Origin of the sequence: Streptomyces sp. NPDC102283, assembly GCF_044766265.1 — a bacterium.
Taxonomy (GTDB): domain Bacteria; phylum Actinomycetota; class Actinomycetes; order Streptomycetales; family Streptomycetaceae; genus Streptomyces.
In genome coordinates this window covers 50,565-70,816 of the sequence record NZ_JBIWLQ010000030.1, presented here as the reverse complement: position 1 = coordinate 70,816, position 20,252 = coordinate 50,565, and the positions used below count along the sequence as shown (strand labels likewise).

17 protein-coding genes and 1 pseudogene are annotated in these 20,252 nt (G+C 72.1%); 6 read left to right on the top strand and 12 right to left on the bottom strand.

The genetic code is table 11. The features are described from left to right. Positions 1-205: 205 nt before the first annotated feature. On the bottom strand, positions 206-1,843 hold the full coding sequence (locus ACIRJT_RS36830) for an ABC-F family ATP-binding cassette domain-containing protein (RefSeq protein ID WP_403918416.1): 1,638 nt from the start codon (positions 1,841-1,843) through the stop codon (positions 206-208). Between the two features lie 124 nt (positions 1,844-1,967). Here ACIRJT_RS36830 and ACIRJT_RS36825 point away from each other — a divergent pair, with 124 nt between their 5' ends. Then, positions 1,968-2,891 (top strand): FAD-dependent oxidoreductase, encoded by a 924-nt coding sequence (locus tag ACIRJT_RS36825; protein WP_403918413.1) that lies wholly within the window; start codon positions 1,968-1,970, stop codon positions 2,889-2,891. A 169-nt stretch (positions 2,892-3,060) separates the two neighbouring features. Here the strand turns inward: ACIRJT_RS36825 and ACIRJT_RS36820 are convergent, their stop codons facing one another. Together ACIRJT_RS36820 and ACIRJT_RS36815 are read right to left on the bottom strand one after the other, a co-directional pair. Continuing rightward, complete coding sequence (locus tag ACIRJT_RS36820) at positions 3,061-4,827, bottom strand: BCCT family transporter (protein WP_403918410.1); 1,767 nt, start codon at positions 4,825-4,827, stop codon at positions 3,061-3,063. A gap of 73 nt (positions 4,828-4,900) precedes the next feature. Further along, positions 4,901-6,286, bottom strand: coding sequence for a M14 family metallocarboxypeptidase (locus tag ACIRJT_RS36815; RefSeq protein ID WP_403918407.1), 1,386 nt, complete (start codon positions 6,284-6,286; stop codon positions 4,901-4,903). A 249-nt stretch (positions 6,287-6,535) separates the two neighbouring features. Here ACIRJT_RS36815 and ACIRJT_RS36810 point away from each other — a divergent pair, with 249 nt between their 5' ends. Beyond that, the gene (locus ACIRJT_RS36810) at positions 6,536-8,095 is read left to right on the top strand and encodes a M1 family metallopeptidase (RefSeq protein ID WP_403918405.1); all 1,560 of its coding nucleotides are present in this window, start codon (positions 6,536-6,538) and stop codon (positions 8,093-8,095) included. 30 nt (positions 8,096-8,125) lie between these two features. Here ACIRJT_RS36810 and ACIRJT_RS36805 read toward each other — a convergent pair. Beyond that, positions 8,126-8,649, bottom strand: a pseudogene (locus tag ACIRJT_RS36805) (oxygenase MpaB family protein). A gap of 120 nt (positions 8,650-8,769) precedes the next feature. Further along, positions 8,770-9,246: a macro domain-containing protein gene (locus ACIRJT_RS36800; RefSeq protein WP_403918401.1), complete on the bottom strand. Its 477-nt coding sequence runs from the start codon at positions 9,244-9,246 to the stop codon at positions 8,770-8,772. A 132-nt stretch (positions 9,247-9,378) separates the two neighbouring features. Here ACIRJT_RS36800 and ACIRJT_RS36795 point away from each other — a divergent pair, with 132 nt between their 5' ends. Beyond that, positions 9,379-10,110 carry a MerR family transcriptional regulator gene (locus ACIRJT_RS36795; protein ID WP_403918399.1) on the top strand — a complete coding sequence of 244 codons (732 nt, stop codon included), beginning with the start codon at positions 9,379-9,381 and terminating at the stop codon, positions 10,108-10,110. Between the two features lie 36 nt (positions 10,111-10,146). On the opposite strand, the gene ACIRJT_RS36790 is transcribed toward ACIRJT_RS36795, so the two are convergent. Genes ACIRJT_RS36790 through ACIRJT_RS36775 form a run of 4 tightly spaced genes read right to left on the bottom strand, consistent with a single transcriptional unit; the run spans position 10,147 to position 15,915 of the window. Further along, entirely contained in the window at positions 10,147-12,318 is a 2,172-nt protein-coding gene (locus ACIRJT_RS36790; RefSeq protein WP_403918396.1) for a 3-hydroxyacyl-CoA dehydrogenase NAD-binding domain-containing protein, read from the bottom strand. Between the two features lie 40 nt (positions 12,319-12,358). Beyond that, positions 12,359-13,573 carry an acetyl-CoA C-acetyltransferase gene (locus tag ACIRJT_RS36785; RefSeq protein WP_403918393.1) on the bottom strand — a complete coding sequence of 405 codons (1,215 nt, stop codon included), beginning with the start codon at positions 13,571-13,573 and terminating at the stop codon, positions 12,359-12,361. Positions 13,574-13,615: 42 nt separating this feature from the next. Then, positions 13,616-14,758: an acyl-CoA dehydrogenase family protein gene (locus tag ACIRJT_RS36780; protein WP_403918390.1), complete on the bottom strand. Its 1,143-nt coding sequence runs from the start codon at positions 14,756-14,758 to the stop codon at positions 13,616-13,618. A gap of 8 nt (positions 14,759-14,766) precedes the next feature. Further along, on the bottom strand, positions 14,767-15,915 hold the full coding sequence (locus ACIRJT_RS36775; RefSeq protein WP_403918387.1) for a CaiB/BaiF CoA transferase family protein: 1,149 nt from the start codon (positions 15,913-15,915) through the stop codon (positions 14,767-14,769). A 204-nt stretch (positions 15,916-16,119) separates the two neighbouring features. Between ACIRJT_RS36775 and ACIRJT_RS36770 the strand changes: the two genes are divergently transcribed. Then, a complete protein-coding gene (locus tag ACIRJT_RS36770; RefSeq protein WP_403918386.1) occupies positions 16,120-17,310 on the top strand; it encodes a saccharopine dehydrogenase family protein in 1,191 nt (396 codons plus the stop codon). A gap of 28 nt (positions 17,311-17,338) precedes the next feature. On the opposite strand, the gene mmpA is transcribed toward ACIRJT_RS36770, so the two are convergent. From mmpA to ACIRJT_RS36755, 3 genes are all read right to left on the bottom strand, one after another. Then, a complete protein-coding gene (mmpA, locus tag ACIRJT_RS36765) occupies positions 17,339-17,482 on the bottom strand; it encodes a morphogenic membrane protein MmpA (RefSeq protein WP_403918383.1) in 144 nt (47 codons plus the stop codon). 81 nt (positions 17,483-17,563) lie between these two features. Further along, complete coding sequence (locus tag ACIRJT_RS36760) at positions 17,564-18,001, bottom strand: glutaredoxin domain-containing protein (RefSeq protein ID WP_403918381.1); 438 nt, start codon at positions 17,999-18,001, stop codon at positions 17,564-17,566. 71 nt (positions 18,002-18,072) lie between these two features. Further along, the gene (locus ACIRJT_RS36755; protein ID WP_403918380.1) at positions 18,073-18,765 is read right to left on the bottom strand and encodes an endonuclease V; all 693 of its coding nucleotides are present in this window, start codon (positions 18,763-18,765) and stop codon (positions 18,073-18,075) included. Between the two features lie 94 nt (positions 18,766-18,859). Between ACIRJT_RS36755 and ACIRJT_RS36750 the strand changes: the two genes are divergently transcribed. Together ACIRJT_RS36750 and ACIRJT_RS36745 are read left to right on the top strand one after the other, a co-directional pair. Further along, on the top strand, positions 18,860-19,156 hold the full coding sequence (locus ACIRJT_RS36750; RefSeq protein ID WP_403918377.1) for a YciI family protein: 297 nt from the start codon (positions 18,860-18,862) through the stop codon (positions 19,154-19,156). 73 nt (positions 19,157-19,229) lie between these two features. Continuing rightward, the gene (locus ACIRJT_RS36745) at positions 19,230-20,096 is read left to right on the top strand and encodes an alpha/beta fold hydrolase (protein WP_403918374.1); all 867 of its coding nucleotides are present in this window, start codon (positions 19,230-19,232) and stop codon (positions 20,094-20,096) included. Positions 20,097-20,252: the final 156 nt, after the last annotated feature.

The window sequence follows — 20,252 nt, the reverse complement described above, 5'->3', positions numbered from 1 at the left end:
CGCGCACGGGCGGCCAGGCGCTCGAAGGTCATCACCCCCTCACGGTAGGAGGCGGGACGTCCGGCCGCATACGACAGCGGGAGTACACCGGTCCGGGGCCCGGCCGCCCGGCCGGGGGGGGGGGGGGGGGGGGGGCGGGGGGGCGGCGGGGGGGGGGGGGGGGGGGGGGGGGGCCCCCCCCCCCCCCCCACCTCCGTGACTCCGCTCAGACTTCCTCGACCTGACCGTCGGCCACCTCGATGCGGCGGGTCGTGCGGACCGCCTCCAGCATCCGCCGGTCGTGGGTGACCAGCAACAGGGTGCCCGTGTACGTCTCCAGGGCCGCCTCCAACTGCTCGATGGCGGGCAGGTCCAGGTGGTTCGTCGGCTCGTCGAGCACCAGGAGGTTGACACCCCGGCCCTGGAGCAGGGCGAGGGCGGCGCGGGTGCGCTCGCCCGGGGACAGGCTGGTCGCGGGGCGCATCACATGGTCGGCGCGGAGGCCGAACTTGGCGAGCAGGGTGCGGACTTCGGCCGGTTCCGTGTCGGGCACGGCCGCGCAGAACGCGTCCAGCAGCGACTGCGCGCCGAGGAACAGCTTGCGGGCCTGGTCCACCTCACCGACGACGACGCCCGAACCGAGCGTGGCGTTCCCGGAGTCCAGCGGCAGCCGTTCCAACAGGGCGGCCAGCAGCGTGGACTTGCCGGCGCCGTTGGCCCCGGTGATGGCGACCCGGTCCGCCCAGTCGATCTGGAGCGAGGCGGGGCCGAAGGAGAAGTCGCCGCGCGCCACTCGGGCGTCGCGCAGGGTCGCGACGACGGATCCGGAGCGCGGAGCGGAGGCGATCTCCATGCGCAGCTCCCACTCCTTGCGCGGCTCCTCGACGACGTCGAGGCGTTCGATCATGCGCTGGGTCTGCCGGGCCTTGGCGGCCTGCTTCTCGCTGGCCTCGCTACGGGCGTTGCGGCCGAGCTTGTCGCCGTCGGTCGCCTTGCGGCGGGCGTTCTTGACTCCCTTGTCCATCCAGGAGCGCTGCATGTGGCCGCGCGCTTCGAGGGACGCCTTCTTGTCGGCGTACTCCTCGAAGCCCTCGCGGGCGTGCCGGCGGGCGGTCTCCCGCTCTTCCAGGTAGGCCGCGTAGCCACCGCCGTACAAGTTGATCTGCTGCTGGGCGAGGTCCAGCTCCAGCACCTTGGTGACCGTGCGCATCAGGAACTCGCGGTCGTGGCTGATGACGACGGTGCCCGCGCGCAGGCCGGACACGAAGCGCTCCAGGCGCTCCAGGCCGTCGAGGTCGAGGTCGTTGGTGGGCTCGTCGAGCAGGAAGACGTCATAGCGGGAGAGGAGCAGCGAGGCGAGTCCGGCGCGGGCGGCCTGTCCGCCGGAGAGCGCGGTCATGGGCCGGTCGAGGCCCACGGTCAGGCCCAGCTCGGCGGCGACCTGCTCGGCCCGCTCCTCCAGGTCCGCGCCGCCGAGGGCGAGCCAGCGCTCCAGGGACTCGGAGTACGCGTCGTCCGCGCCCGGGGCGCCCGCGACCAGGGCCTCGGTCGCCTCGTCCATCGTGCGCTGGGCGTCGGCGACACCGGTGCGGCGGGCCAGGAACGCGGACACCGTCTCGCCGTCGCGGCGCTCGGGCTCCTGCGGGAGGTGGCCGACGGTGGCGGAGGGCGGGGAGAGCCGCAGCTCGCCCTCCTCCGGGCGGTCGAGTCCGGCGAGCAGCCGGAGCAGGGAGGATTTGCCGGCGCCGTTGACTCCGACGAGACCGATCACGTCACCGGGGGCGACGACGAGGTCGAGCCCGGCGAAGAGCGTGCGGTCGCCGTGTCCGGCGGCGAGGTCCTTGGCGACGAGAGTGGCAGTCATCAGGGTGCTGATCCTAGTCTCCGGCGCTTCATGCCCGTCGCCCTGTGCCCCTGGCCTCGGGTTTCCCGTCCCGGTTAGCGTCCAGGCAGCGACCGTGTGCACCGATGCGACAGGAGTGGCCGTGATGACGGATGTGATCGTGGTGGGCGGCGGGGTCATCGGCCTGACCACCGCTGTGACGCTGGCGGAGCGCGGACTGAAGGTGCGGGTCTGGTCACGCGACGCGGCCGGGGCGACGACGTCTGCGGTGGCGGGGGCCCTGTGGTGGCCGTACCGGATCGAGCCGGCGGAGCGGGTGGCCGACTGGTCGTTGGCGACGCTGGCGGTCTACGAGGAGCTGTCGGGCGCCCCGGAGGAGACCGGCGTACGGCGGGTGGCGGGCCTGCACGGCGGAGAGCGGCTCGCGGCACTGGGCGACTGGTCGGCCGGGCTGAGGGACGCCGTGGAGGTGCCCGAAGGGCTGCGGGTGACGTTGCCGCTGCTGGACATGCCCGTCCACCTGGCGTGGCTGGAGCGGCGGCTCGGGGCGGCCGGCGGTGCGGTGGAGCGGCGGGCGGTGGCGGGATTCGGCGAGGCGGCGGAGCGGAGCCCGGTGGTGGTGAACTGCACGGGGCTCGGGGCGCGGGAGCTGGTGCCCGACGCGGGGGTGCGGCCGGTGCGGGGGCAGTTGGTCGCGGTGGAGAACCCGGGGATCGAGGAGTGGTACACCGAGGCGGATCCGGCGTCGGCCGCGACGACGTACTTCTTCCCGCAGCCGGGCCGCCTGGTGCTGGGCGGTACGGCCGAGGCGGACGATCCGCGCACGGAGCCCGACCCGGGGACGGCGCGGGCGATCGTGGCGCGGTGTGCGCGGATCCGGCCGGAGATCGCGGGCGCCCGGGTGCTCGGGCACCGGGTGGGGCTGCGGCCGGCGCGGGAGGCCGGGGTGCGGATCGAGGCGGAGGCGCTGCCGGGTGGCGGTCTGCTGGTGCACAACTACGGGCACGGTGGCGCGGGCGTGACCGTGGCCTGGGGATGCGCGCGGGCGGCGGCGGCGCTGGTGGGCTGACCGGGTCCCGCCGGGCGGTACGCCCGTGCTGCCGGGAGGGGCGGCCGTCCGGTGTGGTGCGCGGACACCTGCCGGGTGGAGCCCGCCCGGGGGTGCGCGGGGCAGGACGTACCGGAGCCCGCGGCCTGTGGGCGGTCGCGGGCTCCGGAACGGGTGGGCGGTCGCCCTGTCAGCCGGAGGGACGCTTCTCCGTGGCCGTGGAGCCCGAGCCGGTGGGGCCGGGCCCGTGGCGCTCGTCCGTGATGGTCGTGGTCCCGGGGCCGATGCGGATCTCGAAGTCGCCGTCGTACTTGGCGTGCCCCTCGATCACCGCGGACTCGACCGCTTCCACGCCGAACTCCTGGCGGACGATCTGCGGGTCCTTGCGCAGGTCCCGCATCAAGGAGACGCACATACCGATCATGACCAGGGCGAAGGGTGCGGCCACCAGGATGGTGAGGTTCTGGAGCCCTTGGAGCGCGTTCTCCTTGCCGTCGCCGATGAGCAGCATGATCGCGGCCACGGCCCCGGTCACGACGCCCCAGAAGATCACGACCCACTTGCTCGGTTCGAGGACGCCCTTCTGGGAGAGGGTGCCCATGACGATGGAGGCGGCATCGGCTCCGGAGACGAAGAAGATGCCGACCAGGACCATCACCAGAATGCTCGTGAACGTGGCGATCGGGAACTCCTGGAGGACACCGAACAGCTGCGCCTCCGGGGTGTCGGCGCCGCCGAGCTTCCCGGCCTCGTCCAGCTTCATGCCCGAGCCGCCGAAGACGGCGAACCAGATCAGGCTGACGGTGCTGGGCACCAGGATGACGCCGCCGACGAACTGACGGATCGTGCGGCCGCGGCTGATCCTGGCGATGAACATGCCGACGAAGGGCGTCCAGGAGATCCACCAGGCCCAGTAGAAGACGGTCCAGCTGCCGAGCCAGTCCGCCACGTCACCGCCGCCGGTCGCCTCGGTCCGTCCGGCGAGCTGCCCCAGGTCGGTGATGTAGGCGCCGAGGGACGTGGGCACCAGGTCGAGCACGAAGATCGTGGGACCGGCGATGAAGACGAAGACGATGAGCAGGAGGGCCAGCACCATGTTGATGTTGGACAGCCACTGGATGCCCTTCTCCACGCCGGAGACCGCGGAGGCGACGAAGGCGACGGTCAGCACGGCGATGACGGTGACGAGAAGGCCGGTGCCCGCCTTCTCCAGCCAGTCCAGTTCCTGGATGCCGCTGCCGATCTGGAGCGCGCCGAGCCCCAGGGAGGCGGCCGACCCGAACAGGGTGGCGAAGATGGCCAGGATGTCGATGACGCGGCCGACGCCGCCGTAGGCATGACGCTTGCCGATCAGCGGTTCGAAGACCGCGCTGATCGTCTGCCGCCTGCGCATCCGGTAGGCGCTGTAGGCGATGGCGAGCCCGACCACTGCGTAGATGGCCCACGGGTGCAGCGTCCAGTGGAAGAGCGTGGTGGCCATCGCCGTCTGCATGGCCTCGGCCGTGTCGGCGGGGTCGGTGCCCGGCGGCGGGGTCCGCAAGTGCGCGAGGGGCTCGGCCACGCCCCAGAACATCAGCCCGATGCCCATACCGGCGCTGAACATCATCGCGATCCAGGAGATGGTCCGGAATTCCGGCTTCTCCCCCTCCTGGCCGAGGCAGATCTTTCCGTACCGGCTGACGGCCAGCCACAGGGCGAAGATGACGAAGCCCGACGCGGCCAGCATGAAGGCCCAGCCGCCGTTGTGGATCAGCCCGGTGAGCAGCTTGCCGGACACGGTCTCCAGGGAATCGGTGGCGGTCGCACCCCAGACGACGAAGGCAAGCGTGAGGACCGCCGTGACGCCGAACACCACCCGGTCGGTGGTCGGAGCCCTGGTACTGGGCGGTTCGGGGGGAAGGTCCGCCGTGACCGACAGCGCTTCCCTCCCATCCGTTGTCTGGTCGTCCTGGGACACCAATGGCACCTTTCATCGAGTCTGAAAATCGCTCCCCGTAGGCATTACCACACCTGCCCCGGATCTCGAAGGATCAACAAGCAGTTCTGGCTTGACCATGTGCGAGGTGATATGTCGCCCGCTGATCGAGAAGCAGCGGAATCAGGCGTCGAGCCGACTGGCGCAAGGGCACAAACACGCCACTCCCCTCCGGTCGGGCGGTGACCCCGTGCAGGGCCAGCTCGTCCTTCACCGCCGCGTACTGGGCCGCGTCCAGCCGGTAGCCGCACGGCGGGTCCGGGATGATCTCGGCGGGCTCGGCCGGGTCGTTGTCTGCGCCGCCGAGGTACACGGGCCCCCGGTCGGCGAGGCCGCCGAGGCGCGCGAGAGCGGTGGCCGTCCGGAGCCGGACGCGCTGCTCGTCGGTGAAGGCGAAGAGACCGCCGAGCGCGGTCCGCTGGGAGTGGACCCTGCGCCGGTGGTTGAGGGCCTGATCCGCCTTCTCCGCGTCGCTCAGCGCGTCGACCCGGGATTCGATGAGCAGCCCGACGGCGTGCTTGAGGCCGGAGGTGTTGCGCAGGATGCGTTCCTGGCCGTCGCCGGCGACCTGCTTGACGGGTTCCCCGGTGGCCGGGTCGGTCCAGATGCCGTAGTGGCCGTTGCTGTAGCCGCCCGCCGTCGCGGCGGGGCGGACGTACCGCTCGGAAAGGGTGCGCGAGACGTCGTGGACCCGGTCGTCGACGTTGAGGTTCCTCGGCCACAGCGCGAACAGGTCCTTCTCGTAGTACGGCGGGGTGGCACCGTACTCGTGCAAGTCGTAGATCACCTGGGGCCGTTCGTCGCGCACGACGGTGGCGACGGCCCGCGCCTCGGCGGTCTCCAGGGCGATGTGGTCGCGGTTGACGTCGACCCCGTCGGCGTTGCCGCGGGTGTCGGCGGCGCGTCCGTCGGGGTTGGCCGTGGGCAGCACCAGCAGGGTCGTACGGGCCAGGAAGGCGCGGGTCGCCCGGTCCTCGGCGAACGCCAGGTCACGGATGGTCGTCAGACAGGCCTCGCGCCCGGCGGGCTCGTCCCCGTGCTGGCTGCAGATCAGGAGGACCGTGGTGGCCCCGGGGCGTTCCTGGCCGACGCGTACGAGCCGCAGCGGGCGGCCCTGGCCGGTCGTGCCGACGCGGTCCACGGAGACCCGGTCGCTCCCCCGCTCCACCGCGGCGAGGAACGAGCGCTCCTGAGCCTCGCCGGTCCAGCGGGCCCCCTCGCTCGTCTCGAACCCGGTGCGCGGCGGACGGTGCGCGGCCTCGGCCGGTGCGATGGCGAACGGGAGGGCCAGCCCGGCGAGCGTCGCCGCCACGGCCGTCCGGCGCATCGCCTTCGCCCTGCGGCGCTGGGGCACGGACCGCGGCCGGGCGGGCCCGCCCACCGGCGCGAGCCACGGGTGCGGGCTGAGCATGCGGAGCGCGCGAGCGATGTGAGGAGTCATCAGCGGCTGCCTCCGGAACATGGGGGGCGGGCACCGTGACGCCCGTCCGGCTGTCGGCGATGTGCGGACGTTACCCCGGTCAACTCCTGTGCAACAGGGGGCGATCACCGTTGTCGTAGGGGCCGTCCGTGACGACGGAATGGCGATCGTGTGACAGGTGTGCCCGGAATGGCCCGCCCTGCTCCGGCCGGTGCATAGCCTCGTGACGACCGGTCGGAAGATCCTCCGACCCGACCATGTGGAGTTTGCGTGCACCGCAGATTCATCGTCCCCAGCGCACTGGCGGCCACTCTTCTGCTGGCGATCCCGGCAGCGGCCTCACCGGGCACCGTGGGCGCCCCGGGTATCGGCGACCCCTACTACCCGGCCAGCGGAAACGGTGGCTACGACGTGTCCCACTACGACCTGCGGCTGAAGTACCGGCCGACGACCGACCTGCTGGAGGGCACGGCGACGATCCTCGCCACCACCACGCAGGAGCTGTCCCGCTTCAACCTCGACTTCGGGCTCGACGTCTCCGAGGTGCGGGTGAACGGCAGGAAGGCCCGGTTCGCCACGAGCGGCGACCACGAACTGGAAGTCACCCCGACGGCTCCCCTGCCGAAGGGCAAGGACGTCTCCGTCGTCGTCCGGTACGCCGGGAAGCCCTCCGAGCTGAAGATCGACGGCTGGACCGCGTGGGCGCGTACCCCGGACGGCGGTGTCGCGGCGCAGGAGCCGGAGTCGGCCGTGTGGTGGTACCCGAGCAACGACCACCCGCTGGACAAGGCGACGTACGACGTGTCGGTCTCGGTCCCGGACGGCACCCAGGCGATCAGCAACGGGGTGCTCCAGTCGCAGAGTTCCAAGCTCGGCTGGACCCGCTTCAACTGGCGTTCCGACAAGCCGCAGGCGACCTATCTCACGACGCTCGCCATCGGCAGGTTCGACATCACGACCGACCGGACCGCCGACGGCCTGCCGGTGCTGAACGCCTACAGCAAGGACCTGGGCGCCAACGCCGGTGCGGCCCGCGCCAGCATCGAACGGACCACCGAGGTCGCCGAGTGGCTGACCGAGGTGTTCGGACCGTATCCGTACAACGCACTCGGCGGATACGTCCCGAACGTGACGAGCGGTTTCGCCCTGGAGACCCAGACCCGGCCCTTCTACAGCCCGAAGCAGTTCGCGAACGGCGCGAACATCTCGGTCGTCGTCCACGAGATCGCTCACCAGTGGTACGGCAACAGCGTCTCCGTCGACAGCTGGAAGGACATCTGGATCAACGAGGGTTTCGCCCGCTACAGCCAGTGGCTCTGGTCGGAGAAGGAGGGCGAGGGCACCACGCAGGAGCTGGCGGACTACACGTACGCGCAGCACCCGGCCGACGACCCGTTCTGGAAGGTGAAGCCGGGTGACCCGGGCCCGGACGACCAGTTCGACATCGCCGTCTACGACCGGGGCGCGCTGGCCCTCCAGGCGCTGCGCAACGAGGTCGGCGACGCCGCGTTCTTCGAGCTGCTGAAGGGGTGGCCGGCCGAGCACGCGTACGGCAACGCGAACGTCGGCGACTTCGTCCGGTACGCGGAGCGGGTCTCGGGCAAGCCGCTCGCCACGCTCTTCGACACCTGGCTGTACCAGCCGTCGCGCCCCGCGCTCAAGGCGGCGGCCGACGCGGGGGTCGCCGAGGGCGCGCTGTCGGCGCGGACGGCGGCGCGGGCCGAGCGCCCGGCCTCCTGGCAGAAGATCGCGGCGACGAACACCGTGCACGACCACGGCGACCACGGCGACGGGGCCGGCCGGGAACACGCGGGGCACGGCCACCGCTGAGGTGCCCCGGGGCGTCGGAGCGGCGGGCGTTCAGCCGTTCCGACGCGCCGCGGCGGCGCGGGCCGCCCGTGCCCGGGGCAGATGGCGAAGCCGCTCCGGAAGGACGGGGACGACGCCCCGCAGCACCGCGCACATCCGGCGCAGCCGCTTCTCCTGGCCCGGGGTCCACGGCAGGCCGATGGCCACGCGGGCGTCGGGCGGCACGAGACCGATGGTGACGAACCGGCGGAAGCGGGCCGGCGGCAGCAGCACCGGCCACAGCGCCCGCAGCAGCAGCCGGAGCGGCCACGGTCTCCGGTCCGGCGGCGGGACGGACCGGTCGGTGGCGACGAGCTCCCGGACGACGGCGGTCGCCTCGATCTCCCCCGCGAGCATCTTCTCCCCGTACGGAACACGGAGTGCTCGTCGACGCCGGCGCCGACGGCCGGGTGGGCGACCTGGAGGCTGAGGGCCGCGGGCAGCATCAGCAGGGCGCGGATGTCTCCGGACAGGCTCCAGAGCACCCCGCCGGGCGGGGGCGGCTCGGGGTCCTTCGCGTCGGTCGCGCTGCTCATCGGTGCTCCCGCGGTCCCGGCCGGGCCTGCTGGGCGCTGCCCGTGCCCTGTTCCTCCCCTCCATGGTCCCTCGCCCCCGGGAGAGCCCCTGGGGCGAGGGTCGGGGCCGCCGGGGGCCGGTCAGTCGTGGTCGTACACCGTCACCGATAGGCCGGCGGGTATGAGGCGTCGCTCGATCAGCGGCTCGATCCTGGTCCACTTGCCGCCCGCGAGCCCGCAGCCGATCCGGGGCATATGGACCGAGGCCCCCAGCTCGCCCGCCTTGACGGCCACCGCGCCGAGCGCCGCGTCGATCGCCTCGTACCGCACGGGCGCCCCCTTGCTGCCGGTGCGCATGCCCCGCTGGCCGACCATGTTGGCCACCCAGAGATAGGGTCCCACCCGCACGAACTGCGCCGCGCCCAGGGCGAAGTCGTTGCCCGCGCGCTCCCGGTGCCAGCGCCGGTAGGCGGCTTCGGGCTCCGGCCAGCGGCGGGAGAGGGCCAGGACGAAACCCTTGCCCCAGCCTCCCAGGTCGTTGCAGACGTGGACGATCAGCTTGACGCCCTTGCCCTGCGGCGCAGTGGCGTCCCCCCGTACGTAGGTGATCTCCGGCATGACCTCACCGTACGGGCCGCCACTGACAACGGGCCCGGGGTGGACGGCGCGACGATGGTGCCGGAGACTTTCACAGTGTTGGTGAGACACCAGCACTGTCCGATACACGGATTCGACCGGCGGGGAGCAGCGATGGCAACGGGGACCGACGAGCCGACGCTCACGGTGGACGAGCTGGCGGCGCGGGCCGGGGTCACCGTGCGCACCGTGCGGTTCTACAGCACCCGGGGCCTGCTGCCGCCCCCGGTCATCGGGCCGCGCCGGGTCGGACACTACGGGCCGGACCACCTCTCGCGGCTCGCGCTGATCGAGGAGCTCCAGCGGCAGGGCATGACGCTGGCGGCGATCGAACGCTATCTGGAACAGCTGCCGCCCGACCTGAGCGCCCACGATCTGGCGATCCACCGGGCGCTGGTCGCCTCCTGGGCGCCGGACCGGACCGAGGAGATGTCCCGGGCCGAGCTGGAGCGGCGGGCCGGGCGGGCGCTGTCGGAGGCGGATGTGGAGCGGCTGGCGGCGATGGGGGTGCTGGTCCGGCCGCAGGAGGACGGCGGGGCGTACCGGGTGGATCCGGGGCTGCTGCGGCTCGGGGTGGAGCTGCTGGACGTGCCGATCGCGCACGAGACGATCCTGGCGGCGCGGACCGTTCTGCTGGAGCACACCCGCTCGGCCGCTCAGGAGATGACCCGGCTGTTCCGGGACGAGGTGTGGAACCCCTACCGGGAGCGCGAGGGCGACCCCGAGCATGTGGCGGCGATGAAGTCGTTGTCCGCCGATATGCAACCGATCGTGGTGCAGGCGCTGGTGACGGCGTTTCAGCGATCGCTGAAGGAGGAGCTGCGGGCCGCGTTCACCGCCGAGTGACGGCGGACGCGGGCCGCGGCATCTCCTGTCGACGGGTCAGTCGTGGAAGGTCTCGCCCTTCTCCGCCTTCTCCACCAGCAGCGTGGGCGGCAGGAAGCGATCGCCGTAACGCTCGGCGAGTTCCCGGGCGCGGGTCACGAAGCCGGACAGGCCGCCCTCGTACCCGTTGATGTACTGGAGGACGCCGCCGGTCCACGGCGGGAAGCCGATGCCCATGATGGAGCCGATGTTGGCGTCGGCGACGGAGATGAGGACGTTCTCCTCCAGGCAGCGGACGCTGTCCAGGGCCTCGGAGAAGAGCATCCTCTCCTTCATGTCCTCGAAGGGGACGTCCGCGTCGGGCTTCGCGAAGTGCTCGCGCAGTCCGGGCCAGAGGCCGGTGCGCCTGCCGTCCTCGTCGTAGTCGTAGAAGCCCGCTCCCCCGCTGCGCCCCGGGCGGCCGAACTCGTCGACCATGCGGTCGATGACCTCGTCGGAGGGGTGGCCGGGCCAGCTCCCGCCGGCCTCCTCCACCGCGCGCTTCGTCTCGTCGCGGATCTTGCGCGGCAGGGTCAGGGTCAGCTCGTCCATCAGGGAAAGCACCTTGGCCGGGTAGCCGGACTGGGCGGCGGCCTGCTCGACGGACGCGGGCTCGACGCCCTCGCCGACCATGGCGACACCCTCGTTGATGAACTGGCCGATGACGCGCGAGGTGAAGAAGCCGCGGGAGTCGTTGACGACGATCGGCGTCTTCTTGATACGTCGTACGAGGTCGAAGGCGCGGGCGAGTGCCTCGTCGCCGGTGCGCTCACCCTTGATGATCTCGACCAGCGGCATCTTGTCGACGGGCGAGAAGAAGTGCAGCCCGATGAAGTCGACGGGGCGCGAGACGCCTTCGGCGAGGGCCGTGATCGGGAGGGTGGAGGTGTTGGAGCAGAGGAGCGCGTCCGGCTCGATGACGTCCTGGATCTCCTGGAACACCTTGTGCTTGAGGGCGGTGTCCTCGAAGACGGCCTCGATCACCGCGTCGCAGCCGGCGAGGTCGGCCGCGTCGCCGGTGGGGGTGATCCGGGCCAGCAGCTCGTCGCGCTTCGCCTCGGTCGTACGGCCCCGGGAAAGCGCCTTGGCGAGCAGTTTCTCGCTGTACGCCTTGCCCTTGGCGGCCGCCTCGGTGGAGACGTCCTTGAGGACGACCTCGATCCCGGCCCTGGCGCAGGAGTAGGCGATGCCCGCGCCCATCATCCCGGCGCCGAGGACGGCGACCTTGCGGACGGGGCGCTCGGGGATGCCTCCCGGGCGGTTGGCACCGGAGTTGACGGCCTGGAGGTCGAAGAAGAACGCCTGGATCATGTTCTTGGAGACCTGGCCGGTGACGAGCTCGGTGAAGTACCGGGCCTCGATGGTCAGGGCGGTCTCGAAGTCGACCTGGGATCCCTCGACGGCCGCCGCCAGGATGTTGCGCGGCGCGGGCATCGGAGCGCCCGCGAGCTGCTTCTTCAGGTTGGCCGGGAAGGCGGGCAGATTGGCGGCGAAGCGCGGGTTGGACGGGGTGCCACCGGGGATCTTGTAGCCCTTGACGTCCCAGGGCTGCTGGGACTCGGGGTGGGCGTCGATGAAGGCGCGGGCCTTCTCGGTCATCTCCTCGCGGGTGGCGGCGACTTCGTGGACGAGCCCGTTCTCCAGGGCGTGGCGGGGTGTGTACTGCGTGCCCTGGAGCAGCACCTTGAGGAGCGCGTCGGCGATGCCCATGAGGCGTACGGTCCGGGTGACGCCGCCGCCGGCCGGGAGCAGGCCGAGTGTGACCTCGGGCAGGCCGATGCGGGAGCCGGGCGCGTCGAGGGCGACGCGGTGGTGGCAGGCGAGCGCGATCTCGTAACCGCCGCCGAGGGCCGCCCCGTTGATGGCGGCGACGACGGGCTTGCCGAGGGTCTCGATGCGGCGGAGCGAGGCCTTGATGGCGTTGCCGGCGTCGAAGGCGTCCTGGGCGTTCTCCGGGCCGACCTTGATCATGTCCTTGAGGTCGCCGCCGGCGAAGAAGGTCTTCTTGGCGGAGGTGTAGATGATGCCGCGGATGGAGTCCTTCTCGGCCTCGGCACGGTCGGCGACGGCCGCGATGGAGTCCTTGAAGGCCTGGTTCATCGTGTTGGCCGACTGGTTCGGGTCGTCGAGGACGAGGGTGACGACGCCGGTCTCGTCCTGTTCCCAGCGGATGGTCGTGCTCTCGGTCATGTCGGTGTCTTCTCCGTAGGCGGGTGGGGCCGGGGACAGGTCAGATGCGTTCGACGACGGTGGCGACGCCCATGCCGCCGCCGACGCAGAGGGTGACCAGGCCGAACCGCTGGTCGCGGCGCTCCAGTTCGTCGATGACGGTGCCGAGGATCATCGCGCCGGTCGCGCCGAGGGGGTGGCCCAGCGCGATCGCGCCGCCGTTGACGTTGACCTTGTCCAGGGGCAGGCCCATGTCCTTGACGAAGCGCAGGACGACTCCGGCGAAGGCTTCGTTGATCTCGACGAGGTCGATGTCGTCGATGGTCAGCCCGGCCTTGGCGAGCGCCTTGCGGGTGGCGGGGGCGGGGCCGGTGAGCATGATGGTGGGCTCGGAGCCGGAGACGGCGGCGGAGACGATACGGGCGCGCGGGGTCATGCCGTAGCGCTCGCCGACCTCCTTGGAGCCGATGGCGACGAGGGAGGCACCGTCCACGATGCCGGAGGAGTTGCCCGCGTGGTGGACGTGGTCGATCTTCTCGACCCAGTGGTACTTCTGGAGGGCCACCGCGTCGAAGCCGCCCATCTCGCCGATGCCGGCGAAGGAGGGCTTGAGCCCGGCGAGGGAGTCGGCGGTGGTGCCGGGGCGCAGGTGTTCGTCGCGGTCGAGGACGAGGAGGCCGTTGCGGTCCTTGACCGGGACGACGGAGCGGGCGAAGCGGCCGTCCTTCCAGGCGGCGGCGGCGCGTTCCTGGGAGAGCGCGGCGTACTCGTCGACGTCGCGGCGGCTGAAGCCCTCGATGGTGGCGATGAGGTCGGCGCCGATGCCCTGCGGGGCGAAGCCGGTCTCGAAGCTGGTCATCGGGTCCATGGCCCAGGCCCCGCCGTCGGAGCCCATCGGCACCCGGGACATCGACTCGACGCCACCGGCGAGGACGAGGTCCTCCCAGCCGGAACGGACCTTGGCGGCGGCCAGGTTGACCGCTTCCAGGCCCGAGGCACAGAAGCGGTTCTCCTGGACCCCGGCGACCGAGTCGGGCAGGCCGGCCGCGATGGCGGCGATACGGGCGATGTCGGAGCCCTGGTCGCCGAGCGGGCTGACCACGCCGAGGACGATGTCGTCGATGGCGGCCGGGTCGAGGCCGGGGAAACGGCCCCGGATCTCGTGGATGAGACCGACGACCAGGTCGATCGGCTTGGTCCCGTGCAGGGCGCCGTTGGCCTTGCCTCGGCCGCGCGGGGTGCGGATCGCGTCGTAGACGAATGCTTCGGTACTCAAGACAGCTGCCTTTCGGGGGTGGTTGGACGACAGGCGCGGGGCTCAGGCGAGCAGCGAGCGGCCGATGATCTCCTTCATGATCTCGGTCGTGCCGCCGTAGATGGTCTGGATACGGCCGTCGGTGAACGCCTTGGCGACCTTGTACTCGCTCATGTATCCGTAGCCTCCGTGGAGTTGGAGGCAGCGGTCGGCGACGCGCTTTTGCAGTTCGGTGGCCCACCACTTGGCCATGGAGGCGTGGACGGCGTCCAGGACGCCGTCGGAGTGGTCGACGATGCACCGGTCGAGGAAGGTCCGGGTGACGGCGCATTCGGTGGCCATCTCGGCGATCTCGAAGCGGATGTGCTGGAGCTTGGAGAGCGGGCGTCCGAAGGCCTCGCGCTCCTTGACGTACCGGGTGGTGAGCTCCAGCAGGTGTTCGGCGGCGGCGATTCCGGCGACCGCTATGCCCATGCGTTCCTGGGCCAGGTTGGTCATCAGGTGGAGGAACGCGCCGTCGAGTTCGCCAAGGAGGTTCTCCTTGGGGACGCGGACGTCGTCGAAGAACAGTTCGGCGGTGTCCTGGGACTTCTGGCCGATCTTGTCGAGGTTGCGGCCCCGCTCGAAGCCCTGGGCCCCGCGTTCGACGACGATCAGCGAGAGGCCCTTTGCCCCGCCGTCGGGGGTGGTCTTCGCGACGACGACGACCAGGTCGGCGAGGATGCCGTTGGAGATGAAGGTCTTGGAGCCGTTGAGCAGCCAGTGGTCGCCCTTGTCCTCGGCGGTGGTGCGGATGGCCTGGAGGTCGGAGCCCGCGCCCGGCTCGGTCATCGCGATCGCGGTGATGGTCTCGCCGGAGCAGAAGCCGGGGAGCCAGCGCCGCTTCTGCTCGTCGGTGGCCAGGCCGGTGAGGTAGGGGCCGATGATGTCGTTGTGCAGGCCGATCGCGAGGCCGGGGGCCCCGGCCCGGGTGAACTCCTCGGCGAGGACGGCGCTGTAGCGGAAGTCGTCGCTGCCGCCGCCGCCGTACTCCTCCGGAACGGCGAGGCCCAGCAGTCCCGCGCGTCCGGCGGCGAGCCAGGCGTCGCGGGAGACGATGCCGTCCTGCTCCCACTGCTCGTAGTACGGGAGGACCTCCTTGGCCAGGAACGCCCGGACGGTCTCGCGGAAGGCGTCGTGCTCCTCGGTGAAGATCTGCCGTTGCACGGGGGCTCCTAGTAGGTGTCGGGTGAGTCGGCGGGCCGCAGCGCCGCGATGTCCCAGTCGGCGGCGACGGCGGCCGTGTCGGCGCCGGGCAGGGCGGGCCCGCCGCGTACGGAGACGGGGGTGGCCGAGAAGCGCGGGGCGGGGGCGGGCTGGGTGAGGCCGCTGTGCTCGACGAAGGTGGAGCGGGCGGCGAGGTGCGGGTGGTGCGGTGCTTCGGTGAGCGAGAGCACGGGGGCCACGCAGGCGTCGGTGCCGTCGAACACCTCGGTCCACTCGGCGCGCGTACGGGCCGCGAAGCGCTCGGTGACGGCGGCGCGCAGGTCGTCCCAGCGGGCCAGGTCCCACCGGTCGGGGAAATCGGCCGCGATGCCGAGGAGGCCGGCGAACTCCGCGTAGAACTTCCCCTCCAGCGGGCCGACCGCCATGTGGCCGCCGTCTGACGTGGCGTAGGTGCCGTAGAACGGGCAGCCGCCGTCGAGGAGGTTCGTGCCGCGCCGGTCCTGCCAGCTCCCGGCGGCCAGCATGCCGTGGATCATCGTGGCGAGATGGGCGGCGCCGTCCACGATGGCGGCGTCGACGACCTGCCCCTCACCGTGGGCGCGGGCGTGCTGGAGGGCGGCCAGGACGCCGACGACGAGGTAGAGCGAGCCGCCCGCGTAGTCGCCGAGCAGGTTGGCGGGGGCCACGGGCGGCTCGTCCGGCTTGCCGATCATGGACAGGGTGCCGGTGAGCGCGAGGTAGGCGATGTCGTGTCCGGCGCGCTCGGCGAGCGGCCCGTCCTGGCCCCAGCCGGTCATCCGGCCGTAGACGAGTTTCGGATTGCGGGCGAGGCAGGCGTCGGGCCCGATGCCCAGGCGTTCGGCGACGCCGGGGCGGAAGCCCTCGATGAGGATGTCGGCGCGTTCGACGAGTTCCAGGGCGCGGGCCGGTCCTTCGTCGCTCTTGAGGTCCAGGAGGACGGAGCGCTTGTTGCGGTTGGTGAGGTCGGACGCGGGATCGATGCCGAGCCCCGCGCCGCCCGGCCGGTCGACGCGCACGACATCGGCCCCGAGGTCCGCCAGCAGCATCGCGGCGAACGGTCCGGGCCCGATGCCCGCCAGCTCGACGACGCGGACACCGGTCAGGGGACCGTGGACGGGTGCTGGGCCTTGCGCCATCTGTGAGCCCCCAGGGGTGTGACACAACCGATGTAACATCAGTGATGCTAAGAAGCCACCGGGCTCCGCACAACCCCTCGGGCCGAGCAAGCGCTTAGTTCTTCCCTCGATCCTCTCGCATCCGACCCGGCCGGGCGGCGGCACGTCGCTCTCCGCTACCCTCTGCCTGCCACGTCGGCACCCGTCTCCCAGCCGGAGGTACTCGTGAACAGGCAGAACGACACGACACGCCCCTTGGACGTCGTCCTCTTCGGTGCCACCGGCTTCGTCGGGACGCTCACCGCCGAATACCTGGCGGCGCACGCCCCCGCCGGCCTCCGCTGGGCCCTGGCCGGGCGCAGCCGGACCAAGCTGGAGGCGCTGCGCGAACGGCTCACCGCGATCGCCCCGGGCTGCGCGGAGCTGCCGCTGCTGGAGACCGACGCGGACGACGCACAGGCGCTGGCCGAACTGGCCGCCTCCACCCGGGTGGTGGCCACCACGGTGGGGCCGTACATCCGTTACGGCGAGAAGCTCGTCGCCGCCTGCGCGGAGGCCGGGACGGACTACGCGGACCTCACGGGCGAGGCGGAGTTCATCGACCGGACGTATCTGGGGCAGGACGCGCGGGCCCGCGAGACGGGGGCGCGCATCGTGCACGCCTGCGGCTTCGACTCCGTCCCCCACGACCTGGGGGCCTACTTCACCGTCAAGCAGCTGCCCGAGGACGTGCCCCTGACCGTCGACGGCTTCGTCCGCACCGACGCGGTGTTCTCCGGCGGGACGTTGGCCTCGGCACTGACCGCGATGGGGCGGGGTCCGCAGATGCTGGCCGCCGCCCGGGAACGCCGACTGCACGAGCCGCGCCTGGTGGGCCGGCGGGTCCGCACTCCGGCGGGGACCCCGCACTTCAGCGGGCCCACCGGCACCTGGGCGCTGCCGCTGCCGACGGTGGACCCGACGATCGTGGGACGCTCCGCGCGGTCCCTGGAGAGGTACGGCCCCGACTTCCGCTACCGGCACTTCGCCTCGGTCAAGACCCTGCCGATGGCCCTCGGCGCCCCGGTGGCGATCGGCGCGCTGGTGGCCGCCGCGCAGGTGGAGGGCGCCCGGGAGTGGCTGATGGGGCGTTACGAGCCGGGGCAGGGGCCGGACGAGGAACGCCGCGAGCGGAGCTGGTTCACCGTCCGCTTCGTCGGCGAGGGCAGCGGGCGGCGCGTCTTCACCGAGGTGTCCGGGGGCGACCCGGGTTACGGCGAGACGGCGAAGATCCTCGCCGAGTCGGCGGTGTGCCTGGCCCTGGACGAGCTGCCGGAGACCTCCGGGCAGGTGACCACGGCGGTGGCCATGGGCGACGCGCTCCTGGAGCGGCTGACGGCGGCAGGGCTGCGGTTCCGCGTGGCGGCGGTACGGTAGCCGAGGCCCGGGTGCAGGACCGGGGCGTCTACAGGATCCAGTCGGCCAGCGTGTAGAGCATCGCGCCCAGCCAGACGAGCCCGACGGCGCTCCCGAGGAGCATACCGAGAGCCATACGGCGCTGAGCGGGGTCGAAGGGCGCGGTGCGGACGGCTGCACGAGAAGCGTTCATGCGTTCTAGCCTGCCCAGCTGTACAGATCTACGCCATGCGGACGGGTACTCAGTTGCAGGACTGTTCCACGCCCGGGACCGTCACGCGGCGGGCGGCAACTGTTCGCGTACCCACGACGGGTCCGGGTTGGTGTGCGGCCGGTCCGCCACGAAGACGGTCGGCACGGTCTCGTCGCCGTCGTTGGCCGCCCGCACCTCGGCCGCTCCCGCCGGATCGCGCCAAACATCGACCCAGTGCAGTCGGGAGGCATCGCGGCCCAGCCGGAGGCGGAGCCGCAGACAGTACGTACAGCCCGGACGCCAGTAGACGACCGGGCATCCGTCGGCCGCGCTGCGCCGCCGGGCCTCGGCGGCGGTGACCGGCCTCGGGAAGACCAGGGGCGAGATCATCCCGGCGAAGAGCAGGAACAGCACGAACAGCACGGCCGCCGTGACGGGGTCGCCGCTGCGGGCGGGCCCCGTCGCGACGGCGGCACCGCTGAGCACCAACAGGACCGGCGGCATCCACACACGCGTCATGACGACGCACGCTATCCCCGCGCGGCCCCGCCCATCGAGGCGGGTCGCCCGCCCGGGGCGGCCGGCCCGCGTCAGGCGGTCGCTTCCCGCAGGGTCTGCCGGCACAGGGCGTCCGCCCGGCGGGTGCTCTCCGGCTGGCGGAAGCGGCCGGCGAGGCGGAGCGTGTGGGCGCAGGCGTTGTCGAGGCTGATGCGGTGGCCCACCGAGACGAATACCGGGTTGGTGTTCTCCTGGGTGCGCAGCGCCCGGCCGACCACCTCTTCGCCGTCCAGCAGCGGGGAGAAGTCGCCGCGCCGGGGGCCGGGCGCCTCGTACGTGAACGTGAACGGGTTCTTGCCGACGCCGATCACCGGCAGCCCGGTGAGCACACCCAGGTGGCTGGCGAGTCCGAAGCGTCGCGGGTGCGCCAGACCGTAGCCGTCGCAGATGACGATGCCCGGGTCGACGCTCAGCCCCTCCAGGGCCTCCAGCGCCGTCGGGATCTCCCGGAAGGCCAGCAGCCCGGGGACGTACGGGAAGGTGATCCGGCCGACGGCGGTGGCCTCGTCGACCGTCTCCAGGGTCACGGCGTCCAGCACCACGGCCGCCGCGACGACGACGTCCTTCACATCGTCGTAGGCCACGTCCACCCCGGTGACCAGCCCTGTTCCGGGCTCCGGTCCCGCCTCGTCCAGGATCACCCGGCCGCGCAGCCGGTCCTGGATCTCCCGGCCCTCGGCTTCGTCGGCGGGGGTCTCGTGGGCGGGGGTGGGGGAGGTCGTCATGTCGGGAAGCTTATGCGGTGACGGGTCGGCTCCCGTGACGCGGTGTGCGGTGGGGCCCCGGAGCGGGCGGCCGGAATCCCGTAGCCTGACGATCATGTTCGTACTCGAATTGACCTACACGGCTCCGGTCGAACGCGTCGACGCCCTGATGCCGGAGCACATCGCCTGGCTGGACGAGAGTTACGCGGCGGGCGTCTTCATCGCCTCGGGCCGCAAGAACCCCCGGGACGGCGGAGTGATCCTGGCCGTGGGGGAGGACCGGGCGGCGATCGAGAGGATCGCGGCGGCCGATCCGTTCGCGGAGCACGGTGTGTGCGCGTACCGGATCACCGAGTTCATCGCCACCAAGACGGCGCCCGGACTCACTCCGTACCAGCAGCAGTTGCCGTAGCGGGCGGTCGGGCCGCCCCCTACGGGGGCGGCCCGACCGATGAGTTTCCGGGGCGGGGCCGGTCTGCACGGGTATGGAAACGTACACACTCAAGACAGCCGGCGCCGAGCTCGTCCACGACGTTCGCGGGCCCCTGCCGACGGCTGACGGCCGCCCGCCGTTGTTCATGATCGGGCAGCCCATGGACGCCACCGGATTCGTCGCGCTCGCCGCACGCTTCCCCGGGCGGACCGTCGTCACCTACGACCCGCGGGGGCTCGGCCGCAGCATCCGCAAGGACGGGCGGACCGACCACACGCCCGAGACCCAGGCCGACGACGTGCACGCCGTCGTCGAGGCGCTCGGGGTCGGGCCGGTCGACATGTTCGCCAGCAGCGGCGGGGCGGTCACCGCTCTCGCCCTCGTGGCCCGCCACCCCGGCGATGTGACCACCCTCGTCGCGCACGAGCCGCCGCTCATCACCCTCACCCCGGACGGTCCGGCGGCCGTCCGGGCACGGGCCGGGGTCCGCGACGCGTACGAGAAGCGCGGGTGGGGAGCCGGGATGGCCGCGTTCGTGGCCATGACCTCGTGGGAGGGCGAGTTCACCGACGCGTACTTCGCACAGCCCGCGCCCGACCCCGCCGCGTTCGGCATGCCCACCGAGGACGACGGCACGCGCGGCGACCCGCTGCTGTCCGACCGGTCCTGGGCGATCAGCGACTACCGGCCGGACGTCGACGCCCTCGCCGCGGCCGCCACCCGCGTGGTGATCGCCGTGGGCGAGGAGTCCAGGAGCGTGCAGACCGGACGGACGTCCGTCGCGACCGCCGAACTGCTCGGGCAGCGGGTGACCGTCTTCCCGAGCCATCACGGCGGCTTCCTCGACGGGGAGTTCGGCTATCCGGGCAAGCCGGACGAGTTCGGGCAGCGGCTGCGGGAGGTGCTCGACGCCTCGTGAGGCCCTGGTGAGCCGGCCGGGCTCCGGCCCCTTTGGGGTCGTCCTCGCAGGAGCGGCCGAGACCCGGAGCCCGTGAGCTCAGGGAAAGCACCCGTCCGGACGCCCCGGGCAAGCGCTCGTCCGTGGTCGGCGGCCAGGATGGAGAGCGTCTACCAC

Excerpts from the sequence above, each read along its gene's own strand:
- ACIRJT_RS36760 (WP_403918381.1), bottom strand. The coding sequence starts at position 18,001 with ATGACGCGTGTGTGGATGCCGCCGGTCCTGTTGGTGCTCAGCGGTGCC.
- ACIRJT_RS36825 (WP_403918413.1), top strand. The coding sequence starts at position 1,968 with ATGACGGATGTGATCGTGGTGGGCGGCGGGGTCATCGGCCTGACCACC.
- mmpA (WP_403918383.1), bottom strand. The coding sequence starts at position 17,482 with ATGAACGCTTCTCGTGCAGCCGTCCGCACCGCGCCCTTCGACCCCGCT.
- ACIRJT_RS36830 (WP_403918416.1), bottom strand. The coding sequence starts at position 1,843 with ATGACTGCCACTCTCGTCGCCAAGGACCTCGCCGCCGGACACGGCGAC.
- ACIRJT_RS36815 (WP_403918407.1), bottom strand. The coding sequence starts at position 6,286 with ATGACTCCTCACATCGCTCGCGCGCTCCGCATGCTCAGCCCGCACCCG.
- ACIRJT_RS36775 (WP_403918387.1), bottom strand. The coding sequence starts at position 15,915 with ATGGCGCAAGGCCCAGCACCCGTCCACGGTCCCCTGACCGGTGTCCGC.
- ACIRJT_RS36755 (WP_403918380.1), bottom strand. The coding sequence starts at position 18,765 with ATGACGACCTCCCCCACCCCCGCCCACGAGACCCCCGCCGACGAAGCC.
- ACIRJT_RS36750 (WP_403918377.1), top strand. The coding sequence starts at position 18,860 with ATGTTCGTACTCGAATTGACCTACACGGCTCCGGTCGAACGCGTCGAC.
- ACIRJT_RS36745 (WP_403918374.1), top strand. The coding sequence starts at position 19,230 with ATGGAAACGTACACACTCAAGACAGCCGGCGCCGAGCTCGTCCACGAC.
- ACIRJT_RS36800 (WP_403918401.1), bottom strand. The coding sequence starts at position 9,246 with ATGCCGGAGATCACCTACGTACGGGGGGACGCCACTGCGCCGCAGGGC.
- ACIRJT_RS36790 (WP_403918396.1), bottom strand. The coding sequence starts at position 12,318 with ATGACCGAGAGCACGACCATCCGCTGGGAACAGGACGAGACCGGCGTC.
- ACIRJT_RS36795 (WP_403918399.1), top strand. The coding sequence starts at position 9,379 with ATGGCAACGGGGACCGACGAGCCGACGCTCACGGTGGACGAGCTGGCG.